Raw genomic sequence first — 16,598 nt, forward strand, 5'->3', positions numbered from 1 at the left:
ACGATGGATATGATATTCAGTTTTTTTGTTGGCATAATAATAATTGTCGCATTAACAAAATTATTTAAGTACCTACTTAAACAATTGAGGAGGCACGTTAGTAAAATCGAGGCTAAAGACTCAGAAACATGCTCTTACTATGCATCGATAGAAACAATGATTATTATCGTGGTTTCTTTGTTTATCACTATTTCTTTTGATACATTTAGATGGTTCGCAATTAGTTGTTGTATTGCTCCGTTAGTACTATTGCGTTCAGAACAATCTCTTTCTCTAGGAGCTACATGGTTTGAGTCTTGCTTCAATTATGTGGTTAGGTTACCCCTGATATTTCGATTAACATTTGTTCTTTTTTTGCCCATGATTTCTATCGGTATTAGAGTGGTTGCATCCTTAAGACATGTAAAAAATGGCTTATGGTCATTTCCAAAAAACTGGAAGAATACAGTTTGGTCCAGAAGTGTTTTCGGGAAACTCGAGTTCGTTCCTGGAACGGGGACTGTGCTGCAAAACATTGAGAAACTAAATCTACCTCATGCAGCTGGAGCAGTGGTTTCCTTTGGATTTATTTTTTTATTCTTTTTGTATATCGGTTTCATGGACGAATTTGTTCTTTCTCCTTTTATTGAAAAAGTAGTATTTGGGATTTTAGTTGTTTTTCTAATCATTGGAATGTCTTTTTTGAGCTCTGGTATTGTTGCTTGGATCGGACTTATGATGGCATTTTCATACAGGTTTTCACTAAAAGCTACCGCACTGATATGGATGCCACTTCTGTTTGCCTTGAACGAATCGAGATATTCAGTATCTGCGGATAGACTTATAGCGTTAGAAAAGTCATCAAATACCTGGGGATTGATTCGGGCAGCATCATTCCTAACAATTCTCGCTATGGCTTATAAAGTTATTTTTGTTCCTACTTTATCTGAGTTTAGCAACCCCGCTCTAGGCATAATTGTTAACACCTACCTAACACCAAATGAAATCTATCTTTGGCAGTTAACTAGTACTTTAAATGCAATATTTGCTCTAGCTTGGTACTACATATTTATCGATCAAGCTGAGCGAAACATGAACTTTGGAATAGATAGCCGTGGCGATTCTATAGTTCGATGGTTCAAAATATTCTATGTGCTTAGAGCAGCCTTATCCACATACACAATACCAGTTCTATTGCTGATCACTCTAAATACCGCTCAGTTAGTATCCGTAAAAATCCCTATCATAACTAAGCCTCTTCCGTTTGAGAGACCAAGTGACGTATTTCGTGTTTAGTAACGGTATAGCAGTTAAATTCACTCTGCGTCTTTGGAACAAGGAGAAATCCGACGGTCACCCATTGGCCGCCTCCGGTCAAGAGGACGAGAGTATCTCTGACGACTCCTCGCCCTCGATTCATCAGTAGATCACTGGCAACGCGCCTGTGTTTTCATTCGGTTGTGCTGTTTCTTGGTGAAACGCACCAGTCACCCATCGGGATCTAGGCTTGGCGATACGGCTGCCGGCCCCACGCGGCACCGCCGCGCTAGAAAAACACGCAGTACCCATGCATGGCCAGTTCATTGGTACAGAACCAGGGCTGTCTTGCGACGCCAACCTCAATAGGGCTTATGCATAAGGCGCTTCAGTCAACCTACACAACAAGGTGTGCCGTGGCGACGGCAATCAGAGCACCCGGGCTTTGCACCATCCCCTTGACGGCCTGTCGCCACGGCAACTCAGCCAAACGCTCGCTTGACGTCGAACGGCACCTGACTTGTGAGCATGTGATAGCACGCCTTGGCCAGTTTATTCGCGACAGTCTTCTTGGCTACCAGGATGTGTCGCTTGGCTTGGCGTTTCGGGTAGAACCGTTTGATCTCCAGGCTCCAGATCGCAGCATAGTGCGCCGCCTCCATAACCGCCCAGGCCAGGTATTTGTTGCCAATGCGCTTGTTGCCTCGACCCCACCTTCTTCCTAAAAGGTACGCAAAAAACGATACATCTTCTTTGATTGCCGTGAAATAGTTGAGTTGCCAGTTAGACTTCGATCTAGATCAAAAAACACGTTCATCAAGACCGCCGAGCACGCTTGTTGTGTTTGATCACGGTAGATCGCTGATGCTCATTCTCGGGAAATACCCGACCAGACACTAGGCACTCGAAAATGTGATCGAACACCTTACCAGCCGAACCTTTACGCCGACTCGATCTAAAGTACGAATGCCCCTTAAGAGGATCGTAAAGGGTGTTTACGTCGTCGCAATCGACCTTGTATACGTTTCGCGATGTATTATCCATATTTTCAGGACCAGTGTGGCCCAATCGCCTAGAAGCAATCTTGTTCTTCAAGTTGGAAACCTTGCTGGCCCTCAAAGCTAAGTCATCGGATGCGTGATACACGACCACGTTGCGCGAAGCATGACTGATCAACTCACCGAGCTGGCCTTCCTCTAGAGTCTCGTTGACAACGTCTGCCGCGACCATAAAAGTGTTGCGAAAAATCAAGGGAACACCGTTTGCCAGATCGTACTTGTTCCAGGCCGCCAGGGTACCTCGCAAGACACGATTGCCCATAGAATGCGCTAAGACATTAATCCGCTTCAGACAAGGGTCGTCGACCGGATTAAATTCTTCGGAGCTACGCCATGCCAAGAACTTCTCAAGCACTCGAGCAAAGGAATACGCGCTCTGATCGGCAGACTTCTGGTCGTCCCAGTAATCCTTTACGATTCCAAAATCGTTGTCGCAAGGCCAAACAACAGGTATGACCAGCACTTCATTGCTGCGTGCTTTGTTGCACAGCGCTTGGAACTCCGCCGCATCTTCAAACACTGCCTCTGGCAAATTGGAGAAGCCATGGACATATATTAAGATCTGCCGGTATCCGCTCTTCTTCAACCTGCCTAAAAATCCTACGCTACCGATTTCGATGTACTCACCCTTACTCTTTCGCTCACAGAAAAACACCGAATTACTTGCGGCATTGTCATTGAGATCGAAGTCGAAATTTCTACCGATCTTAGTGCGAATACTTTGCGTCGGGAAACGATTTGTGACAAACAGCATTACTATTCTCCCCAGTATTCTTGTCTTCCCAAGACTCCAATTTTTTTGCGAGACCATTTTCGAATAAAGTGCTCTGAATGAGAACTATTTGTTGAAATTGCGTCAGCGTACATTCGTACTACTGGTCGCAATCGAAAAGCACGCCGCCTCAAGTCTCTTCTAATCTCGTAGATTTCCAAGAATCGGGGGCAATCCATGATTTTCGCTACTAGATAACCGGACGTCGTCGTCGGTCCATCGATACCAACAGCTAGCTGTCCAACAACACGCCCCCCCCTGCCGTAAATATCAGGCACTCCCTACGCGGTCCTTGAAAAAGGGTCAGAAGTCATGCCGCTTCAAACATTCGTTTTGCCCTGAAAACCACCATCCCCGCCGCCATTAGCAATAATCCACCAGGCACCGGCACGCCCGACGGCGAAACCTCAGTCAATTGAACGTTATCCAACCCTATGTAGTTGAAGCCGGCGCTCCCAATAAACGCTATGTCGGTAAGCGCATCTTGGGCGACGAACGAAAGGGAATAGCTCTGCCACTGATCGACTCCCGCTGATGTCGATTGATATACCTGTGAATTTCCGTCGACTGAAGCTGTCAATGCAGCGGGCAAACCCCATTGCGACGAACTCCCAAGATCGAAGTCCAAGCGATAAGCGGCACCGGTGATAGTGGATACACTTTGCATGACCCCACCGAACGGTGCGCCATTTTGGTAGTCAGTCAAATCCAGGAAATAGTCGCCATCGCTGGCGGTCAAATTCCATGGGTTTGTGGAGACAATCCAGGCTATGGAGTCTTGCACAACAGTCCAACCCGGCATCAACGTCGATCCGACTGCCATGCTGTGCGTTTGGTTGATATCAGGGACAAAAGCACCGTCCTGGTCGAAACTTCCATTGGTGATGAGATTCGCCCGTGCCGAAACGGCCAGCGTCATCAGAAGAATGGGTGTACAAATCAATGGGATAGATTTCACATCGCCCCCGTGTTTTTATTGGTTCTTAGGATCGCAACAACGGATGCGCAAATCTTCCGTGATTGCTTTTCGTAACTGAACGCTGGCCGACATTCAATATCGATCAACTACCCGTATGTATAGCTTAAGTTTCCTGAAAAGCGAAATAATTTACGTGTATAATTGTAGGCAATTTTATTATCTTGATATTTCTTTTTTTTATAAATGAAAAAATAGGGACAGACCCCTTTTCTCGTATTGCGCCTGACACAAACGATCTAATCTGCTGCGTGCTCGTACTCACGCGTCGATCCTACTGTTCCACATTGCAATGATTCGATGCAAGCGACTCCATCCATAGCCACAGAATCAAACCGGTGTGTTATTTGCCACATCGGTGAAGCATCCTTTGACAAACAATTAGGGTCTGTTGAGGTTTTGTGGCCAACCCCGGAATAGACCGGTTCATTGAGGAACCTTCCATGCCGAGACGCCCCCGAATTACGCTAGCCGGCGTTCCTCTGCACCTCATACAGCGTGGCAATAATCGCCAAGCGTGCTTCTTTGCTGATGAGGACTACCTAACCTATCTCCACTGGTTGGGGGAATACGCAGCTGCGGCGGGATGTTCGATTCATGCCTATGCGCTGATGACCAATCACGTGCATCTATTGCTGACGCCTCACGCTTCTGAGAGTGCTGGGGATCTGATGAAGCGACTCGGCCAACGCTATGTGCAATATGTCAATCGCACCTACAGCCGAAGCGGAACCTTGTGGGAAGGGCGCTATCGCTCGTGCCTGACGCAGGAAGAAGACTATGTACTGAGTTGCTACCGGTATGTTGAGCTCAACCCAGTACGAGCCGGCATCGTTGAGCACCCAAAAGGATATCGATGGTCGAGCTATCGAGCCAACGCTGAAAACGCACAATACGAACTGATCTCGTCCCACCCAGTCTACTTTGCGCTTGGTACAGACGACACAGAACGCCAAAGCGCGTATCGAGCGCTCTTCCGCCACCCGCTTGATCCAGGCATCGTCGACGAGATACGTGCCGCAACGAACGGCAACTACGCGTTGGGAAGCCCAATGTTTCATGCGCAAGTCGCCGCGGCGCTGGATCGACGAGTCACTCCGGGTCGGCCCGGCCGACCAAGGAATAAGGCTGTCGCTCCGAACCAGGTGCACTCAGATGGCTATGAAAGAAAATGAGGTCCAAGCCTAGTGCCGCTATCGCCTCGAGTTGTTCGCCTAGGGCGGCCAAGAACATACGAAGTATGTGCTACCGTCAAGCTAGCGCGGCGCTCGATTTAAGCAAGGACCAGCGGCTACCACAAAGGAAGGTACTGAAATGACTTTAAAGAAGTTCAGTGTGCGCTTATTGGTTATGATCGTCGGGATCAGTATGCTTACCGCTCTAGGCTGCTCCAAGCCCTACATACCACCTAAATTTGAGCCGAAGAAAGGTGATCAGACATTCGACGGCCTGCTGACTTTGCTCGACCGTCACGAGAAACTCCACGTAGTGTGGATACACGGCATGTGTCCGCACAGCAAGTCAGACTGGGCGGACCCACGGGTTGAAAAGCTGGCGCAGCTGATCGAAAGCGATACAGTCGAGGCCACAGATTCTGAATCGACCGGAGAGTTCGTCTACCGGTATGAACTCTCGTATCAGTCCAAGCCGATCATCTTGGATATGTTGGTATGGTCGAAGTTAATTGAGGCACGCCGGTCAACCATCTGCTTTGACAGCCGCAAAGCGGATGAAGGTCCTGTTCGCGACGCCTGCGGAGACAAAGCCGACTACCCCTACGACCGAGCCTATGCAAACAACGCGTTGAAATCCGGCCTTTTGAACGCTTGTCTGGCTGATGCGATCATCTACGCCGGAGACCAAGGGCGATCAATACGAAATGTGCTCCGCCCAAAGGTCGAAGCCGCCTTGGCTACCTCTGCCAACGACAAGAATGTGGCCGTCGTTCTCGTGAGCGAGAGTCTCGGTTCAAAAGTTATGTTTGATGTCGTTCAAGACATCATGCAAAGCAGCGCGAAAATTTTGCGCGAAGCAGGCGCCCAGAAAACATTGAGCAGAACGCGTCAATTGGTGATGTTCGCCAACCAGATACCGATGCTGGACCTCGCCGGCCCAGATCCGAGTAGTACCACCAAGGCGCGCACCGCCGGTAGCAGCGAGACCAGTTTGCAGGCGTTTATGCGGATGCTTGGCAGGCAGCAAATACGAATCAAAACGGAGGATGCGCCGCTAAAAAGGGTAAAGGTTGTGGCCTTTAGCGACCCAAACGATGTATTCAGCTACCGATTGCCTATCAACTATTTTCCAGCGGATGCCAATGCAGATGTTGTCAACGTGCTGGTGTCCAATGACAGCGTCATATTAGGCGCCATCGAAAATCCCCTCACCGCGCACCAGGGCTACATCGACACAGACGACGTCATCGACCGATTTCTTTGCGGTAACCCCGTCAGCGAAGCGTGTGAATCAATGTTGCATCACTGAGTTGGATGATAGAACTCAGCCACTTTCCTCCGAAACAATTTCGACCGCCAAGAATCAAGTGCGCGACGGTCGCTGAGCAAGCATCGGGGCTGATTCCTATAGCCATGGCGAGCTTCAGGAAAGTTACTTGACGGAAAGCTGGCTTGGCGCACCACCAAGTGCAGGCATTCGTGTTAGAGAATGCGTTCCGTTGCCATATTCCATTAGATATGCTTTGGCCCATGCATCGTTCTCATGATAGGCAATGATGTGGGCTTCATCCTTATATCCTGCGTATTTGGAATCCGCATACACACTCAACGCCCAATCCTTTCCCCACCCTGCCCTTTCGAAACAGGATCCAAGAGGCTGCATTTGACCTTGGAGGATCTCGGCATCCAACTCGCCATCAACAAGAAACAACCGTTTGTTTCTTTCGTCAGTCCGTACCACTTGGACTGAAAGTGTTTGCTCTACGCAACCTGCCAAACTGTCTTGGCGTTTGGATTCGAGCGTGCATGCGGGCAAGACGGCCGCTGTGAGAAGGAAACAAGCAAGCGCCCTAGTGGCCAGATTACACAAAGTTCCGCCCCCTCAGCATAGCGCTATATGCCCCACCGATATCAAAGATGAAACTAGACTGTTTTTCTCGAACAACCAGCAGCGAGTTGCCCCTGGATCAAACCCCTTCGCGCTCATTGAGCACACGAATCGTAGTCAATCAAGCGAGTGAGTGGTAAACGCCTTGGTCACCACCATGCAAACGCTCAGACCTCTTTCTCGCCCTTGTCTTTCGGTGTTTCGAGGCGACGCCCAATAACCGTTGCAGCACCCCAGACCACGACGATGACGCCGACGACCGCCGCCAGTGCGAGATATCCCGACGACCAGGTGACCCAGACATACCCCCCGACAACAAGCGCTAGCAAACCCACCGTCACGCCCAAAAACTCGGATAGCAAGTCTCGAACGCCATCCAGTAGCCATCTACCAAATCGACTCAACGGCAAACTCCCTTGAGATTGATATTTTCTGGACGGTTGCAGAACACCTGTATTGGTACGGGTCCGCTTGTTGCCGATGCGAAACCAATCATTACGGGCGCCACTGCCTGCACTCCCTGAGCATACTCGGCGCCCTCTCCATCCAACGATGGACTTTCCGTCCTGAAACCGATAGGCATCTGTTCCGGCCTTCCCGTTAATATGCTTTGCAAAATATCTTCAGCTTTCGTGTATCCCAATCCCACCGCTTTGATCGCCGCCCCGTAACTGGCCAAAGCGAAATTTGTGGATGCTATACCAGCTTTTTTGGTAAACGATTTCGGCTTCCTAGCGCCAGCACGACCACCTCCACTTGCATAGCTGGTGAAAACGCCCCCTATCGTTCGCCCCACCATGTCCGCTTTGCGATGCTTCAGATTGAAATTGATGACTTTGCCAATGACTTCTTGGCTCTTGTCGATCACCTTGTCGGCTTGTTCGTGCCCAAGATCGATATTCTGTGATTGTGTGTAGAGTTGTTTCAGCGGAAACAACAAGATATCCGCACGCTGGTTCGCTGCAATTTGATGTTTGTGTCCCCACAACCCGGCCTGCATCTGCAATTGAAAGATGCCCATCCACCAGGTGATCGGATGATTCTTAACCCCGACAGCAAATCGCCACCATGAGGGATCGTCGGCATGAGTCGCCTTGATAGCGAACTCGGTTACCTCTTGCTCACTTTTCTTCTTCAGTTCTTCTATAAACCCTTCAACATCCCTTTTGGCGGCAGGATCCAGGTCTAGTTCCATTAACGGCATTTTACAAATTCCTTTTTGTGTATGGCGAAAAGCAGCGCATAACCGCTAAGAACGCGATTATCTATGACTGGCGTGTAACAATTTCATACTTCTGGGAGCACATCAAGAGCGTTCGACGCCTTTCCATGACGTTAATGGTCGATACAAGCTACTGAGCTGATTCTGATCGCTGTCGACCTGACAGGCCACGCATCTTGCCCGCATCACGCACACCACCGACGTCTTATCCGACCGGTTCTCCCTACTCAGGTCTAACGTCGTCGAAGCCCTCCATCACGAGAGCCGGGTTCCCCTGGTTGACTACACTTCATTGACGCCCGAGGGATGGCTACCGATCCTGCGAACGTGTGAGCCAACCCAGTCAACGCTACACTGGTGGCCATCCACACGGACTGACGATGTGTCGCCCGACATCTCCACCGACGCGGTGGACGCGCCATTCAATCCGTCACCCCGGGGCTGAAGAAATCAAATGAAATTCAAGGATGCGCTGAACCCGACTGAAGATGAACTGCGCCAATGGGCACAGGATCCCGATGCGGAGTACCCGGACGAGATGAGCCAGGATTGGGATCTGATCCTGGCAAGCCGCGATCTGGCGCCTGCCCTGATCAGGCTTTGTTGCGAAGGCAGCCCAAACCGGCAGTTCTTCCTGGGGTGCCTGTACACGCTCTCGGGCGACGCAGCCAGAGGCGGCAGCGACGATGCGTGGCTCAACCCGATCCGGGCGCTATTCGATCTGGTTCCCGAAGATGCACCGACCGACCTGAAGCAGTGGGTCAATCGATCGAAACATTTATTCTTGCATCCCGAGACATACAATTACCCGGATTGGGGTTACGGCGATCTGGCATACAACGATCGCGAGACCTAGGCATGCCGCCCGGTCGGCGCCGACAGTCCGCCGGCCACTAGAACGGCTGACAACGTCGAACAATCCACATCAGAACACTGCTCGATACACGGACAATAGGCACACGATGAGCGAAAACCAAGATGACGTCTTGCACGAACTGAAGAAGAGTAATGAGCTGCTCGCTGAGTTGTTACAGGTCCAGCGCGACGTGCAGAGCCGGCAACGCCGTTTCTGGGTTGCGGCTTTGGTGCAGTTGGCCATTCTTCTCGCCGTATCTGCGTGGTGGTGGGCGCGCTACGGATACTGAGCCGTCGGTTGCTCTAGCGGAGAACCTCACCCCATCCAGAGCCATTCCCCGAGTCGTTCATGGCGACCTAGTTCACCGACAGCGCGCACGCAGTTCCATCAAACGTCGGGCACGCGCTTAGCCTACCCGCCTTGTTCGGGTGCCCGAACCGGTACGCCTCGGTCGGGGTGCCGTTCTTGCGGTGTTCGAGGATGTGCGCCTCAGCCGTTATTCTGCCCGTTTCGCATGTACCAACCGGCAGACGGGCAAAGGCGGCCAAAAGCGTCTCGCCGATGGCAAAGATCATCGACTACGGGATTGTCGTGGATACCCGATTTTTCTTATCATGGCCGATTGCCGTGGCGTCGCGGTATTGCAACTCAACGATGAAGGGAATTTATGCGTTATTTTTTGATGGTCCTGTCTGCAATGCTCATTGTTTCATGCGATCAAACAGACGATAGAGATGCACAGGTAACGAAGTCGGTCGGCAGCTCGCAGTTTGAGAACGAGTATTTCGATCTCAAGGTCAGCGCCCCCAACGACTGGTACTCGCAAGATCCGGAGAGCACGATCGCACAGACCCAAAAGGGTGCGAACATGATGGCCGGAGACGATCAGAACCTGAAGGCGGTTGTCGATGAATCTCTGAAGTCCAGCATTCCGCTGTTCGCGTTCTACCGATACGAACCGGGCACACCGGGGAAACTCAACGCCAACGTGATCGCCGTTGCGGAACGCATCGATACAATGCCCGGCATCAAAACCGGCTGTGACTATCTGTTCCATGTTCGACAACTGCTCGAGCACTCGGCTGTCAAGGTCGACATTCTGAGCGACTGCGAAACGACGACGTCGGGCAAAGCCACGATTGGCCATTTCTTCACACGGATGAATTTCAATGGCGTCGACGTTAATCAGCGCATCAATTCATGTGTCAGCAAGCAGTACGCGCTAACCTTTACCGAAAGCTATTTCGGCGACGAAGACAAAGCCGCGGTGCGCCAGATCATGGATTCGCTCGACGTAGCGTGCCAGTGACGCCGACGCGTCGACCGCTCAGCCGTTGAGATCGCTCAACCGCTGAGCGGCGCGACACGCCTGAGGTGTTGCGACCGACTTCCATTGCGCTTTCGGGCTCGCCGGTTCTCAAGCAGGCAACCGGGATGAGCCCGAATGTCGCATCCCAGAATTTCGCCCTGCATCTTCGGGTCGCGTCCGATTTCCCGCCCCTCTGACGGGCGTCAGGCAATGATGCCAATGCCGGTGCGAACGCGCGGCAGTCACGCTAACCTTGCAATCATCGGTATCAGCAAGCACCGAACCGCCTAGCCGGGGTTCGGTGATTCCAGCGGAAGCGCCACGCATGAACTTCATCAATGGGTTGACCATACTGCTCGTCTATCAATTGGTCGGCGAGATTGCTGTGCGTTTCTTCGCCGTCCCTGTGCCCGGCCCTGTCCTTGGCATGCTGTTGCTGTTTGCCACCTTGCTGGTGCGCAAGTCTGCCGACGCATCGGTCGACTCAGCGTCGCGCGGTCTGCTCAGTCACCTGTCGTTGTTGTTCGTGCCCGCAGGGGTCGGCATGGTCGCCCATCTGGATCGCATCTCAGACGAATGGCTGTCGATCGCCTTGGCGTTGGTGCTGAGCACGGGAATAACGATGGCGGTGACCGCAGGCGTGATGCTTGGGATCAGTCGGTTGATGCATTCGAGGGGGCGCCACGATGCGTGATGGCGGCCTTAACGAGCTCTGGGTCTATCTCTCAGCCTCGCCGCTTCTTTGGCTGACACTGACGTTGGTCGCCTACGGACTGGCTTACCGCGTGTATCGGTTCGCCAACGACAACCCCCTTCTGCATCCGGTCGTGCTTGCCGTCGCAGTATTGATCGCTGTCCTGCTGTTTACCGACACAACGTACCAGGACTATTTCAATGGCGCCCAGTTTGTGCATTTCTTGCTGGGACCGGCCACGGTGGCATTGGCTGTGCCGCTGTATCAGCAGCTGTCCAAACTGCGCCGCATGTGGCTGCCGATTCTGCTGGCTACGCTCGCGGGCATCGTGGTGGCCGCGCTCAGCGCCATGCTGATCGCCCGGTTGCTGGGCGCCAGCGTGCAAACCCAGATCTCGCTGGCACCGAAATCGGTCACCGCACCCGTCGCGATGGGCATATCGGAGAAGATCGGCGGACTGCCCTCGCTCACCGCCGTCCTGGTGGTACTGACCGGCATCCTGGGCGCCGTGCTCGGTACCAAGCTGTTTCAGCTATTGAGAATCCGCGACGACAGCGTGAAAGGCATCGCCATGGGCGTAACCGCACACGGCATCGGCACGGCGCGCGCCTTTCAGGTCAGCGCCGAGATGGGCGCGTTCTCCGGCCTTGCGATGGCGATATCGGCGCTGTTCAGCGCGCTGGTGCTGCCCGGTCTGCTCGAGTGGCTTGGCTTACTGGCCTAAAACGCTGCAGCGAGTTGAGCCGGCCAACCGACAATCGCATGCCGACGGCGTTCGATCAGTATTCACCCGGATGCGGAATTCTTGAACGGATTGTTGGATACCGACTCCGTCTCCGCTACTTGCCGATAGCGTCGGCTGTCGAAACGCCAGCGCAGCCGGCAGTCATGGATCCGTTCAAGCGAACATGAGCACGAAAACCGAAATCTGCCGGCGAGGTTCTCACGAACCGGCACGTAGAGTTGACCGGTGCTGAATCCGGCGCGAACATCCGCGCTGTGCCGGCGGCTCAGTCCGCAATACGCAAAAAGGAAATGCAAAAGATGAAGGAACTTCTCCCCCTCCATATCTCCTCGTCTGCAACACCAACGGCCAAACGCGGCAGATGTGAAAAGCCGCTGAACACGACGCCTGCATTGCAGCGAATATTGAGAGTGCTGCTATGGATATCGCTCTCGATGGCGCCTGCAGCGTATGCGTTCGACGACGTTAACGCAGGCATCTATGCCGTCGTCCACAAAGATGGCCACACCACCGAAAAAGTGTTTCGTGTCGTTAGAAAAGACAGTGGATGGTCGATTGAAGACAAGCTGGAAAGCGGAGAATGGAAAGAAGTTACCTGTGACGGCGCCTGTATTCTGCAGGTTTCCACGGCCGAGGAAATTGAGTACCTCATGGGAGCGGGTTTGTCGTATGGCATGAGAGGCCAGTGTTTGCACAATATGTACTTCGGGTTTTGTGCCACTGTGTATGACGACAAACCGGAGCGGTCGTATGTCATGGTGGCGAATGCCGAGGGAAGAATCGTACCCATGCGACTCAAGCGCGTCGGTGATATCGAACCCTAGCATCGAGACCAACGACAGTACGCCGAGGTGAAGCCCGTATCCGATTTGGCTGGTTAACTAAAGCGGTTCACACGCGGAGTTTCTAACCCTATCGCCTTTTCGAAACAATCCTGACTTGAACCATGCAAACGTCGATCGCGCACTGTACATCGTTGCTTCTCGTGGCACTACTGTTGTTGACCCAGCCCGTCGGTGCCGCGACCGACGCTGTCTCCACGCTTTCAGAGAAAGACATACTCAAAGCCTTGATGAGCAATCTCGACGTGAAGCTCACCGATGCCACTCACTGCAAAGGTGTTGGAACCAACGAACACGATCAAACCATCGGAGATTATCTGAGCGGGTTCTGGTCTTTTCATACCGCCAGACAAGGCAACAACTGGATAGCGGTCAGTGCGGCAGAAGCATCGGGCGGGCGGCAGTTGGTGAGTGTGGTGATCTATCGCGCACAAGGCGAAGAAAACTGGGGATGGGGCGTTTCCTTCGTAATGGATAGCGAACAGGCGGTCGATCGCAGCAGCTTTACCTGTCTTGGTGCCGGTTAGAGTTGCACGAGAGATCGCCGGCAACCTCGACTCTAACCATCATTCCCGCCGATCTGCCAAAATCACTGTAGTCAAACCGCACCACAGCCGTTTTATCAACATGCCGACTCTGGTCGATTCATTAGTCGGCTTGGTCAGTCGCTCGCCACCGTCCGCCCTGCTGCCCAGGTCCGCAGCCCATCGATCTGCTCGGCCATCACGACAGACAAAGGTCGGGTCTGCTCGATCTCTTTGGCCAGCAAGGCATCGTTGAGCGGTTCACCGGCATGTGAGGCATACAGCGCGGCGACCACCACTTGCTCGATCTCGGCGCCGGAAAAGCCCTCGCTCAGCGCGGCCAATCTGTCGATATCGTATTGCCCGGCGTGCAGGCCACGTTTATGCATATGGATGCGGAAGATGTCGGCCCGCACCTCAGCGTCCGGCAGGTCGACGAAGAAGATCTCGTCCATACGCCCTTTGCGCACCAGTTCCGGCGGTAGGGCCTGGATGTCGTTGGCGGTCGCGACAATGAATACCGCCTGCTTCTTCTCGGCCATCCAGGTAAGCAAGGTGCCGAGCACACGGCGCGAGGTGCCGTCGTCGCTCTCCGATGAAGAGATCGCCTTCTCGATCTCGTCGACCCACAGCACACACGGCGCCATGGCCTCGGCAGCGCGCAACGAGTCGCGGATGTTCTTCTCCGTCTCACCCAGGTAGCGGTTGTACAGGCTGGCAATATCCAGACGCAGCAGGGGCACGCCCCATGCGCCGGCAACCGCCTTGGCCGCCAGGCTCTTGCCCCCGCCCTGCACGCCAAGCAGCAACACACCTTTGGGTGGGTCGAGTCCGGCGTCGGGTTTCAGGAATGTTTGCTGACGGATCTCGATCCATCGCCGCAGTCGGCGAAAGCCGCCGACCTCGGCAAACTTCGCCGTGTCGTACTCGAACGACAGCACGCCGTGCTGGCCAATCAGGTCGTACTTGGCGCGCATCACGTCCGGCAGGTCGCTGTGTGTAATCGCGCCGTCGTCATACAGCGCATTGCGCATCAGGCGCCGCGCGTCGCTCAAGGTCAGGCCGCCGAGCGCCTGGGTAAGACGTTGCAGGGCCTCTTTATCACCGCGCAGCTTCTGCCCGGGATTGCGCATCTGCCAAACCTCGGCCTCCTCGCGCAACAGTTCTTTGAGCTGCGCCTGATCGGGCAGGCTCAAGCGAAAGCTTGCGCTCAGGCGTTTGAGTTCTTGCGGCAATTCCAACTCGTGACTGAGCAACACGACCGACACGCCTTGCGCCGGAAAATCCATCGCCAGTTCCTTGAGGCGACGCACCACCCGGGGGTCTTGCAGGTAGGGGTGGTAGTCGAGCAACACGGCGATCGCTTGCTTGTGGCCACGGCGCAATTTTTCCAGAACCTCTTCCGGATGCGGGTCGTCGGGCTCTTCCATGGCCCGGGTTTGCCCCTGGTAGCTGACGCGATCCCAGTTGATCGCCGAAGCACCGTTCGAGTCGTCTGCGCGCAGCCCTTCAGTAATGCTCCACCGGTACAGCGGCCGATGCTGGTCAAGTGCAATGCCGCGCAACAGTTCGAGCACGCGTTGTTCTTCGTGCGATTGGACCGTGATCAGCGGAAAGTGCCCGCTGAGGATCAGGTGGAGATCGTTTCTGTCCTGCATCTGTTCTTCCTAGTAGACCGGCTGGTGAGGTTGAGCGTGTTCCTTGCTCGCTATGCATGTGTGGCGGCGCCGGGGCGGCCTTCTGTTATCGATACCCTATACCGGCTATGGCGCCACGGACTTGAGTCCGCTTTCGCTGGAAACGGCAGTATAAAATGGAACGTGCACGGCCACACCCCCAGCACACCCTCGCGCTCACTCGACCGGCCGATGCCACCCAGGCCAGCAACAATGCTGCGCACCGCTACGCTTGGTGGCATATCCAATGATCGATCGCGACCCGCTCCCTGTAGAATCCTGCGCCTTGCAACCACCAATCCCTGCTGTTCGATAGCTCAAGAATGTATTTCAGATCTGTAGTCCTTTCGTTACTGCTGCGCATCGCCCTCGCCTTGGGAGCGACCGCCGGTAGTGCCGCCGCCGAGCCATCAGCCGCCCTCTCTGCGGATGCCTGGCTGACCCGAGACCTGATCGGTCAGACGGTGACCATTCACCAGCCCCCGCCATCGTCACCGGTTCAGTTCCGCATCCCCCATGCCGTGGGCTTGGATCTGAACGTCGACGCTGCCACGCTCTGCGGTCGGGACACCGACAGCATGTGGCGGATGGATGTTGTCGGCCGCCGGCTCACGCGCACTGAGCTGTCCGGTGAATCGCCTTATGGATATACACGCCACGTCGCCGCCAGCCACAACGGCGCCTGTGCTGCCCTGGCATCAGACACCGAATTGCTCGTAGTCGACCCATCGGGGAGCACAACAACCGTTCACCTGACACTGCCAGAGGGTGCGGCAACGCTGGAGTGGAAAAGCCTCGCGTACGACGACGACCACGCCATGTTCCTGCTTACCGGCCCCCGGGGCTATGCACTGATTCCGGCAGACCGTTTACCGACGACCGTGCAGGTCCGACAGGTTTCGGGCAAGGTCGAACAGGGCAGCATCGCGAATACGCATTTCTCGGGCTTTCGCTGCTGTGCGCGTCTTGGTGACGATGGGGAGACCCTGTACTCGGTGGCGAATATCGGCGATGACCATATGAACGGCTTCACCGGGCTGGTCGCCATCGACGTGGCGTCAGCACAGTACGAGCGTCTCTATATCCCCTTCTCGCCCGCCTGGTACGAAACCGGCCGGCGCATCTCGCGATTTGACCATCCTTGGTTCACATTGGCCGGTTCGACGGATTACGAGCTGTGGACTGCGGGATCGGGAACACAACTGATGCTGTCTGGCTTCGCCGATCTGGACGACCAGGAAGATGTCCAATCAATCCTCACCGTATCGATCGAATCTGGTGATATCCAAGCCGCTCCCAGGCGGAAAGATGAAACGTTCATCGGGGTGACCCACAGCGGTCGGTACTTGCTGTGGCGCGATGCTGAGAACAATACGGTGATAACCGATACCGATCACAACGAAGTCGCTCGTCACCCTGGGATTGTTGTAGCCGTGGCGCACGCACGAAGCACGGCAGCCGGGAGCGATCTGTAGGCCTGCACGATCTGCACTACCCTAGTACGGGCGGAAGGCCACTGTCGGTATTGTCGAGGGTAAGGTCTATGTTCAAGACCTGCCTTTCCCGCGACCGGAAGCTGCACTGCTTCAACTAAGCGACAATAAATCCCTCGGACAAGCGGTCCA

Annotated in this window: 17 protein-coding genes; 11 read left to right on the top strand and 6 right to left on the bottom strand. The window is 54.0% G+C overall.

Annotated elements, in window-relative coordinates; all coding sequences use genetic code 11:
• Positions 1-156 precede the first annotated feature (156 nt).
• On the top strand, positions 157-1,275 hold the full coding sequence (locus tag B1781_RS22980; protein ID WP_125932095.1) for a hypothetical protein: 1,119 nt from the start codon (positions 157-159) through the stop codon (positions 1,273-1,275).
• Between the two features lie 777 nt (positions 1,276-2,052).
• Here the strand turns inward: B1781_RS22980 and B1781_RS14200 are convergent.
• Together B1781_RS14200 and B1781_RS14205 are read right to left on the bottom strand one after the other, a co-directional pair.
• Positions 2,053-3,048 carry an alpha/beta hydrolase gene (locus B1781_RS14200; RefSeq protein WP_078122073.1) on the bottom strand — a complete coding sequence of 332 codons (996 nt, stop codon included), beginning with the start codon at positions 3,046-3,048 and terminating at the stop codon, positions 2,053-2,055.
• Between the two features lie 328 nt (positions 3,049-3,376).
• On the bottom strand, positions 3,377-4,024 hold the full coding sequence (locus tag B1781_RS14205) for a DUF642 domain-containing protein (RefSeq protein ID WP_125932096.1): 648 nt from the start codon (positions 4,022-4,024) through the stop codon (positions 3,377-3,379).
• Positions 4,025-4,485: 461 nt separating this feature from the next.
• Here B1781_RS14205 and B1781_RS14210 point away from each other — a divergent pair, with 461 nt between their 5' ends.
• Together B1781_RS14210 and B1781_RS14215 are read left to right on the top strand one after the other, a co-directional pair.
• The gene (locus B1781_RS14210; protein WP_078122074.1) at positions 4,486-5,217 is read left to right on the top strand and encodes a transposase; all 732 of its coding nucleotides are present in this window, start codon (positions 4,486-4,488) and stop codon (positions 5,215-5,217) included.
• Between the two features lie 139 nt (positions 5,218-5,356).
• On the top strand, positions 5,357-6,526 hold the full coding sequence (locus tag B1781_RS14215) for a hypothetical protein (RefSeq protein WP_078120287.1): 1,170 nt from the start codon (positions 5,357-5,359) through the stop codon (positions 6,524-6,526).
• A 123-nt stretch (positions 6,527-6,649) separates the two neighbouring features.
• Here B1781_RS14215 and B1781_RS23210 read toward each other — a convergent pair whose 3' ends face one another.
• The 3 genes from B1781_RS23210 to B1781_RS14225 form a co-directional block, all read right to left on the bottom strand.
• Positions 6,650-6,928: a hypothetical protein gene (locus B1781_RS23210; protein ID WP_164513399.1), complete on the bottom strand. Its 279-nt coding sequence runs from the start codon at positions 6,926-6,928 to the stop codon at positions 6,650-6,652.
• Between the two features lie 344 nt (positions 6,929-7,272).
• On the bottom strand, positions 7,273-7,446 hold the full coding sequence (locus B1781_RS23215; protein WP_164513400.1) for a hypothetical protein: 174 nt from the start codon (positions 7,444-7,446) through the stop codon (positions 7,273-7,275).
• 59 nt (positions 7,447-7,505) lie between these two features.
• On the bottom strand, positions 7,506-8,309 hold the full coding sequence (locus B1781_RS14225) for a hypothetical protein (RefSeq protein ID WP_078120289.1): 804 nt from the start codon (positions 8,307-8,309) through the stop codon (positions 7,506-7,508).
• Between the two features lie 472 nt (positions 8,310-8,781).
• Between B1781_RS14225 and B1781_RS14230 the strand changes: the two genes are divergently transcribed.
• The 7 genes from B1781_RS14230 to B1781_RS14265 all read left to right on the top strand — a co-directional run bounded on the left by B1781_RS14230 (position 8,782) and on the right by B1781_RS14265 (position 13,300).
• Entirely contained in the window at positions 8,782-9,183 is a 402-nt protein-coding gene (locus B1781_RS14230) for a hypothetical protein (RefSeq protein WP_078120290.1), read from the top strand.
• Positions 9,184-9,289: 106 nt separating this feature from the next.
• The gene (locus B1781_RS14235; RefSeq protein WP_078120291.1) at positions 9,290-9,472 is read left to right on the top strand and encodes a hypothetical protein; all 183 of its coding nucleotides are present in this window, start codon (positions 9,290-9,292) and stop codon (positions 9,470-9,472) included.
• A 378-nt stretch (positions 9,473-9,850) separates the two neighbouring features.
• The gene (locus B1781_RS14245; RefSeq protein WP_078120293.1) at positions 9,851-10,492 is read left to right on the top strand and encodes a hypothetical protein; all 642 of its coding nucleotides are present in this window, start codon (positions 9,851-9,853) and stop codon (positions 10,490-10,492) included.
• A 325-nt stretch (positions 10,493-10,817) separates the two neighbouring features.
• On the top strand, positions 10,818-11,186 hold the full coding sequence (locus B1781_RS14250) for a CidA/LrgA family protein (RefSeq protein WP_078120294.1): 369 nt from the start codon (positions 10,818-10,820) through the stop codon (positions 11,184-11,186).
• Positions 11,179-11,910 (top strand): LrgB family protein, encoded by a 732-nt coding sequence (locus B1781_RS14255; RefSeq protein ID WP_078120295.1) that lies wholly within the window; start codon positions 11,179-11,181, stop codon positions 11,908-11,910. Before B1781_RS14250 ends, B1781_RS14255 begins: the two co-directional genes overlap by 8 nt.
• Before the next feature lie 239 nt (positions 11,911-12,149).
• On the top strand, positions 12,150-12,755 hold the full coding sequence (locus B1781_RS14260) for a hypothetical protein (RefSeq protein WP_164513401.1): 606 nt from the start codon (positions 12,150-12,152) through the stop codon (positions 12,753-12,755).
• A gap of 161 nt (positions 12,756-12,916) precedes the next feature.
• A complete protein-coding gene (locus B1781_RS14265) occupies positions 12,917-13,300 on the top strand; it encodes a hypothetical protein (RefSeq protein ID WP_164513402.1) in 384 nt (127 codons plus the stop codon).
• A 134-nt stretch (positions 13,301-13,434) separates the two neighbouring features.
• Here B1781_RS14265 and B1781_RS14270 read toward each other — a convergent pair whose 3' ends face one another.
• Positions 13,435-14,955, bottom strand: a complete 1,521-nt coding sequence (locus B1781_RS14270; protein ID WP_078120298.1) for an AAA family ATPase — start codon at positions 14,953-14,955, stop codon at positions 13,435-13,437.
• Positions 14,956-15,296: 341 nt separating this feature from the next.
• On the opposite strand from B1781_RS14270, the gene B1781_RS14275 reads away from it, so the two are divergent.
• Entirely contained in the window at positions 15,297-16,448 is a 1,152-nt protein-coding gene (locus B1781_RS14275) for a hypothetical protein (RefSeq protein WP_078120299.1), read from the top strand.
• Positions 16,449-16,598 lie beyond the last annotated feature (150 nt).

This window comes from Thiosocius teredinicola (genome assembly GCF_002009425.1).
Classification (GTDB): domain Bacteria; phylum Pseudomonadota; class Gammaproteobacteria; order Chromatiales; family Chromatiaceae; genus Thiosocius; species Thiosocius teredinicola.